Source organism: Deltaproteobacteria bacterium (assembly GCA_016183175.1).
GTDB lineage: Bacteria > UBA10199 > UBA10199 > UBA10199 > SBBF01 > JACPFC01.
The window spans coordinates 1-7,247 of record JACPFC010000135.1 but is presented as its reverse complement, the minus strand read 5'-3'; the positions used below and the strand labels follow the sequence as shown (position 1 = coordinate 7,247).

Below are 7,247 nucleotides of genomic sequence, written 5' to 3'. Positions count from 1 at the left end.
TCATCCGAAAATCCATACGGTGCTCTTCACGGCGCAGGACGAGGATGCGATTATTTCGCAGGCGCTCAAGTGGCAACTCGATTTTATCGACACGGTCATCAAGATCGACGGCAATGACTATTTCAACGAGATGCTGGATGTTATCCGGAATCAGTTTCAAAGAAAGGCGGCGGAAGCCGATTCGGCGCTTTTCCCGATCAATCATGTCAAGTTCAAAGGCCAGTATCTCAATCAGTTGATCAAATCGGTCGAACAGTTCCCCCGGCTGGAGCCGTCGGCCCTTTTGCCCTTGAACAAGGCATCCTACATTGAATTCATCAAAAAGAAATACGGGAGTTTTCCGCAGATGGCCGAGGAGCGGGGGCTTGATTTAAACAACATCTATCGCGTGAACCGCCGCTTCAAAGGGGCCCCGTTCGTGGTTTTTCAGTACGACACCATTCAGGAGATTGTCGGAATTTACAACAAAGCCGAAAGCGACCGGATCATTGGCGAATTGTTGACGCCAAGAGAAGCGATTTATCAAGCGACCGAGTCATAAGATGAAACTAAATGGTCTTTTTAGTCTGTGGGGCCCACTGGTTCTGGTTTTTCTCCTCCGTCTCCCCGATTTTTTCGTGCCGTATTACAACAACGACGAACTCACCAACTCACTGTTCGCCAACATGATTCTTGACGGAAGAATGACCCTGCTCGACTTTCTGGGAAACACCTACCTCCTCACGCACTATTTTTACGCCGCCTGTACGGCGCTGTTCGGGCGCTTTGATCTGTTTCCGATCTATGTTGTCAACCTGCTCTGGTGCCTCGCCACGGCAGGGGTCTTTTATACAGCCGGCCGCGAGCTGACCGGCAGAAGGGAAGGGGGATTCTGGGCGGCGGTTTTCTACGCGATCGCCTCGGTCTCATTTATGAGCAAGGATTACCGGGCGGTCCTGTCGGAGAGTCTTTCGCTTCTTCCTCTGGCAGGCGCCGCCTTTTTTTATTTCCGGGCCGTCCGTCTGGGGAAAAACGTCTTTTACCTGACGGCCGGATTGTGCATCGGCCTGGCCGGACTTTTCAAGGCCCCGTCGGCCATCATGATTCTGGCCCTCTGGAGTTCCCTTTTATTCATCCCGTCGGGCCCGCGTCTTCTTCCATTTTTGGGAAGCGGCCTGGGTCTGGCAGTGGCCGTTTTTTCCCAGCTTTTATTCGTTGGTTCGCCCGTCGAAGGTTTTAATTACATGGCAGAGCATGTCGAGAAAGTCCGCAAATACTACATCGGCGCCTACGAAAATCTTCCGGTTTTTTACTGGGTCTTCAAATATCTTCTGCGCACCTGCCTTGTCGCCGTCTCCTGCCCGCTCGTCTGGTTTTGCGCCTTTCGCACCCTGCGCCATGAACTGGCCTTTCGAGGGAGAGACCCCGATCTGTTCCGAAAAAAACTGATCGTTCTTTTTCTTTTTTTCTGGTTTTTAACCAGCTGGTTTGCAGTAACCATCGGCAAACGGGTTTTCTATCATTATTTTATTTTTACGATTCCTCCCATTGTTCTTCTGGCGGTTCCGACCATCCTCGAATGGACCGACCGTCTGAAAAAAAGATCGCTTGCGGTCCAAAGACCGTGGCGCGTTCTTCTGGCGCTGGTGCTTTTGATCCCGCCGACGGGCTATGCTATCGAGGCCGTCATTGGGTTGTCGCCCCAGAGACCCCATCTGGACAAAGTCGTGGAGGAGGTGACCGCAACCACCCGTCCCGGCGACCGCATCTTTGTCTGGGGATCGCTTCCCCAGATTTACTTTTTTTCGCGGCGCGATCCGGCCACCACCTTCTTTTGGAGCGATACGCTGGCCGGCATGTCCCCCGGCACCCCCGCCATGGAATACATGCGGGCGACGGGAAAGCGCATCAGTCTGCCGGACGCCGCCGTGCGCGATCTGGTCGCCTGGTCTTTCGTGGAACCGCGGGAGGCGCATCCGGTGAATCCGGAGAGCCTTCGCGGAATATCGGAGAACGAACTCCTCTCCGTGCCGGAGGTGCTCGAGAAAATTGAGAACCCTTTTTGGAAAAAGGCGTTTGCCGATTTTTTCGCCTCGCCCCCTGTGCTGATTCTGGATGCCTCCCCCACCGGCCTCCGGGGTTTTTCGAGTTTTCCGCTCGAAAAATACGAGTTGTTGAAAAAATTCGTGGAGGACAACTACCTCTACGAAAAAACGGTGGACGGGATTATCTTCTACCGCCTGAAATGACGGGTGTTACGGCCTGTGAAATCACTTTTGTAAGCCTGGCGGCAAAAAACATTCCCGGCATCAGACCGGGAAATAACCTGAAAAAGCCCGAAACCCTTTTCATGATTCCTTCATAAGGGGCAAAGCCGTCAACAGCCATAATTTCAAATCCGTGAAACGACAAAAAATCCCTCAAGGCCCTGAAGGTAAAAAGCCGCAAATGCCCCGCCGCAGGCGACCTCCCGATTTTTCCTATTTCATATAAAATTTCACGACCGAGGTACGGATTTTTCCAGCTCACTTCCGTGTGAAGCGGCTGAAACCCGAACAAGAGCAGGATGCGGTTTAAAAACGATCCCAAATTGGGGGTTGTCAGGATCAGGATGCCGTTTCCGTTCAACAATTTTTTAACCCCACTGATAAATGCATCCGTGTCTATCACATGTTCGATGACTTCACAACAGATGACCACATCGTATTTTTTGAAACCGTTGCTGAAATTCCCGTTCAGATCCACCTGATGAAATTTGATGCCCCCAATTTCATTTTTGTACAAATCGATTCCTGTATACTCAAAACAGGAACCATAGTGGTTTTTCAAAAGTTGAAGAACGGAACCGTTGCCGCAACCCACATCAATCAAATCAAGCCGGCCCGAATTTTCGGGGAAGGATAAATGTTTAATGATCAGGGGGACAATGTATTTCGCGGACAAATTCAGGAGGTAGTTGTTATCGTATACATTTGACATATTGTTTCGGTGAGATTCCTTCTTGTCGTCAATCAAGTCAACAAAAGTCTGATACGGGGTCCTGCCGCCCGAAATGACCTGCTTGACTTTCTCAACCCGGATATGCGAAATCGCTTGCACCCCGATGAAGAAAGCGCCGCTCCTTTTATTGTTGATTTTTATTTTCTCCCTGTCGCGTCCGGCCCATGCCTACCTCGATCCCGGGACCGGGAGCATGGTCCTGCAGATTGTCGTGGGGGGGATACTAGCCGCCCTCTACACCCTCAAGGTCTATTGGAGACGCCTTGTCAAATTCTTTAAAAAGAAAGAGCCATGAACCGGCTCCCCTCCTCATTCAGAGACGACGCCGGATTTCTGTTCACGGAGGGGGACACGCTCTACCGTGCCGTGAGCCCCGCGGGAAGGGATGATTTTGACCTCTTTGTCTCTTCGGGGCTCTACGAAAAACTCTCCGGTGAACGAAAAATAGTCTCCCATCGCGAAGTCACGCCTCACTCTGCCTCTCCCAATGTCTATAAAATCCTTGTCCCCCAAAAGATCCCGTTTATTTCTTACCCTTCCGAGTGGTGTTATTCCCAATTAAGGGACTCCGCTCTTTTGACGCTGGATATTCAGGAAGAGGCTCTGCACCGCGGCCTGTCGTTGAAGGATGCCTCGTTTTTTAATGTCCAGTTTGTCGGCCCCCGCCCCATTTTTATCGATACCCTTTCCTTCGAAAAAAGAGTTGATGCCCCCTGGGTGGCCTATCGGCAGTTCTGTCAGCATTTTTTAAACCCCCTGGTTCTGATGTCGTCCGTTTCGGCCGATATGGGGCGATACCTTGCCTGCCATCTCGATGGCGTGCCGTCATCTTTGACCCTGAAGATGCTTCCCAAATTGTCCCGGTTGAAAATGGGGATATTCCTCCATGTATGGATGCACTCCGCCAGCCAGAAAAAACATGAGGTGGCGGCGCCACTGGCGTCCGCAGGGCCCCTCCAAAAAGCCGGCGCCGTGCCTGCCGGCAGGCAGGGGCAGGCGCCGGCCAAATGGTCTGGAAGGAACTTCAAGCTGACCGGTTCGTTTAATCTCAAAAAGCAGTTGGCGCTCGTTGACAGCCTGAAGTCGACAATTCAGTCGCTGAAAGGGCCGAAGAGACAATCGGAATGGATTGATTATTCGGGCAGCGCCGTCCATTACAGTGACAGAGCGGGGCTCGCCAAGAAAGAGTTTCTGGATCGCGTCCTGGATGAGCCTCGTCCGAAAAATGTCTGGGATCTGGGAGGCAATATCGGGGAGTTTGCCCGGCTGGCGACAAAGAGAGGCATTGGCACGGTCTGCTGGGATCGCGATCCCGCATGTGTCGAGGAAAATTACAAAGTATCGCGGGAGAGGGGCGATGAAAAAATGCTTCCCCTTGTTGTCGATCTGGCCAATCCCACTCCGGCGATCGGGTGGGCCCATCAGGAAAGGATGTCCTTTCTGGAAAGAGGGCCGGCCGATCTCGTGACGGCCCTGGCCCTTTTTCATCATTTGAGAATCACCGCCAATATCCCTGTCGAACAGATCGCGGACTTTATGGCCCGTCTGGCCTTGAGGCTCGTCATCGAATATGTCCCCAAGGAAGACCCGATGGCAAAAAGGCTCATCGCCGGGCGGCGGGACATTTTTCACGATTATACCCTGGACCGTTTCGAGGCGGCCTTTGGGGAAAATTTCCGGCTTGTCAAAAAAGAGGTACTGCCAGATACGGATCGTCATCTCCATCTCTTCGAAAGGAAAAAATGAGGGAGAAGGTCTTTCATTTCTTCGGCCTTTCGTTTCTATTTTTGTATCCCTTTTTCAAATTTGTTTTGCATCAGGGATATCCCCTTGGACGGTTTGAAATTCTGATCTACGCCGTTGTCTGGTTCTGCCTGGTTCTCCTCCTTGTCATCGGGACAGGCCGCCCCTTTCCGATCACCCTTTTTGTCTTTTTTCTTTTTCTCCTCTTCTTTACCACTGCTCCCAAAACCATCCCTCCCGGCGGCTTGTGGACCCGGGGTGTTATGTCGCTGGCGCTGGCCGGATTGTTCTGGAAATTTCCCCGAAGAATGTTCCGGCTCCTGGCTATTTTTGTGGCAGGCGTTTTGATTACCGACCTAGGGCTGTATCTTTCCAGCCATAACGACATAACTCCCCCTCGCCCCTCCGGGGCTTCACCCCAAGCCCTGACTGTCATCCCGTCCGATCCGCCCCATCACATCCTGTATCTGATCCTCGACGAGCATATCGGATTGGCCGGTATGCCGTCTCAAGTGCCCGAGACCGATGCCGCAAAAAAACAGATAGCCTCCTTTTACGAAAAATACCGGTTTACGCTCTTTGGCAGGGCCTACAGCCCCTATTTTTACTCCGACAATTCCATTTCGAATGTCCTCAATCGCACCACTCTGACCGACAAGGACGCCTATTTTTCAAGAGACGAGGATGATGTCAGAATCCTGAAGGAAAACCGTTTTTTCGAGCGGATGGCGGCTTTAGGCTATCGCATCAACGTTTATTGGCCCGATTACATCGATTTTTGCGCTACCTCGCCGGTGGATGTCTGCTATCGCTACTCAAAAAATTCAATCCTGTCGATTGGGGACGCCCCCTTGAACCGGTTGGAAAAAACATGGGTGGTCGGCTCCCTTTTCCTGGCGACCAATTCCCTTTTCCGGGAAATCGACAAGAGGGTACGGGACAGAAATATTTTCAAAATCAAGACGGGACCCATCACCGTCGTTCCCGACCTGTTAAAAAGGGTGGGGGAGGATATGCGGACGGCAGAACACAACACCCTCTTTTTTGCCCATGTTCTCATGCCGCATTTTCCCTATGTCTATGACGCGCGGTGCGGGATGAGACCGGTCAAGGATTGGCGCAACCGGAATGAGTTCAATGACGAACACAAAAAAAACAGTCCGACGGGATACCGCGAGCGCTATCGTTTGTACTATGAACAGATGGAATGCCTCAACCGGTGGTTGGCAGGGCTTTTCGACGAATTGAAAGAGGCCGGACTTTATGATCAAGCGACCATCGTGGTTCACGGGGATCATGGTTCCCGGATCAACCTCGAACACGATCCTTATTATGATTATCATGCCTCTTTGTCGGAGAAAGATCTGGTGACCTCCTTTTCGACCCTGTTGGCCGTCAAGCAACCGGGGCAAGCGGTGGGGGGCATCAGCGGCGAGATGGGAGATGTCGGCGGTATCCTGTCAGCCGTTTTGGATGAAGGGGGGGAATATCATGAAAAAGGGCCGCATCTGGTTTATCTCAAGCAGAAAAAGGGGAAGCGGGAATTAATGTCTTATCCCATGCCGGCATTATAAAAATGAACTTGTTGAACCGCCCGTTCTGTGATAAAAACACCCCTCTCGAAAGTTGATGAGATAAACCAAACTGCAAGCAAAACAATAAATAAAGGAGGAACTTAAAATGAAGCGTTTTTATTTCCTTTTGTGTTCTGTTCTTGTTCTCGGCTTCATGCCCGGCTTGGCTCGCGCCGATTCAGCCTGCGGCGGCATCATCCAGATGAAAAACGATTGTCTCAAGAACGGGAGGAGTTGGCATATCAACTGTTGCCCCGACAACTACCGGGTTCAGGGGGTGGCCTATGATGATCATCCCGATCAGGACCATGCCGACGCGGTGGGTCCCATCTGCCGGAAGGTGGGGGAGAGCAGTAATCCGGTGATGCCGGAGGATTACAGCAAAACGCCGAAAACCTTCGAGTGCGACAAAACGGAGGTGATGGCCGGTATTTACGACAAGGATGTGCTGACCGACTCCGGCGATAAAAGGGATACCCTGGACGGTGTGACGGCCGTCTGCCAAAAACCGGGGAGTGAAGGACTGCGCAAGATCGCCAACAGGGATATTGAGGGAGGGCGTGAAGGGCGGGAACAGACGGTCCTTTTGCCCAAGAGAGTGGTGGGGATTGCCTATAAGGAACTGGACAAAGGCTCCAGCGATCGCGCCGACTGCGTGACGATCATAACGAAGTAAGATATTTTCTGTCGGAATTTATATCCCGTCCGCCACTAAAGCCCGGCGGACGGGATTTTTTTTTGCGTCTATTGAATCTCCTCCGCAATTCCTTTATACTTCCGCTTAAAGTCCATTCATGTTTGCCGTTCTAAAAAAGAGGGAGCGCAGGGGGTATGATTATGAGCAGATCTTCAAAAGGCTCATGACCCAGTTGGAAACGCTCGAGCGCGCCTCCGAAAACATCTACGAAATCCTTAAAACGGTGGTTCATATGGTGGAGGCCGATGACGGAT

The 7,247-nt window shown here is 51.8% G+C and carries 8 protein-coding genes; 7 read left to right on the top strand and 1 reads right to left on the bottom strand.

Features of this window, described 5'->3' with window-relative positions:
• Positions 1-541 (top strand): hypothetical protein (locus HYU99_12105; protein MBI2341090.1); only part of this gene is annotated, 541 nt, incomplete at its 5' end.
• Position 542: 1 nt separating this feature from the next.
• Positions 543-2,228, top strand: coding sequence for a glycosyltransferase family 39 protein (locus tag HYU99_12100; protein MBI2341089.1), 1,686 nt, complete (start codon positions 543-545; stop codon positions 2,226-2,228).
• On the opposite strand, the gene HYU99_12095 is transcribed toward HYU99_12100, so the two are convergent.
• Positions 2,206-2,958, bottom strand: a complete 753-nt coding sequence (locus HYU99_12095; protein ID MBI2341088.1) for a class I SAM-dependent methyltransferase — start codon at positions 2,956-2,958, stop codon at positions 2,206-2,208. The genes HYU99_12100 and HYU99_12095 overlap by 23 nt on opposite strands.
• A gap of 124 nt (positions 2,959-3,082) precedes the next feature.
• Between HYU99_12095 and HYU99_12090 the strand changes: the two genes are divergently transcribed.
• The 5 genes from HYU99_12090 to HYU99_12070 all read left to right on the top strand — a co-directional run.
• Positions 3,083-3,274 (top strand): hypothetical protein, encoded by a 192-nt coding sequence (locus HYU99_12090; protein ID MBI2341087.1) that lies wholly within the window; start codon positions 3,083-3,085, stop codon positions 3,272-3,274.
• Positions 3,271-4,725 carry an SAM-dependent methyltransferase gene (locus tag HYU99_12085; protein MBI2341086.1) on the top strand — a complete coding sequence of 485 codons (1,455 nt, stop codon included), beginning with the start codon at positions 3,271-3,273 and terminating at the stop codon, positions 4,723-4,725. Before HYU99_12090 ends, HYU99_12085 begins: the two co-directional genes overlap by 4 nt.
• Positions 4,722-6,296: a sulfatase-like hydrolase/transferase gene (locus HYU99_12080; GenBank protein ID MBI2341085.1), complete on the top strand. Its 1,575-nt coding sequence runs from the start codon at positions 4,722-4,724 to the stop codon at positions 6,294-6,296. The genes HYU99_12085 and HYU99_12080 overlap by 4 nt, the downstream gene beginning before the upstream one ends.
• Positions 6,297-6,402: 106 nt before the next feature.
• The gene (locus HYU99_12075) at positions 6,403-6,972 is read left to right on the top strand and encodes a hypothetical protein (protein ID MBI2341084.1); all 570 of its coding nucleotides are present in this window, start codon (positions 6,403-6,405) and stop codon (positions 6,970-6,972) included.
• A 118-nt stretch (positions 6,973-7,090) separates the two neighbouring features.
• On the top strand, positions 7,091-7,247 hold a 157-nt coding region (locus tag HYU99_12070), incomplete at its 3' end, for a hypothetical protein (GenBank protein ID MBI2341083.1).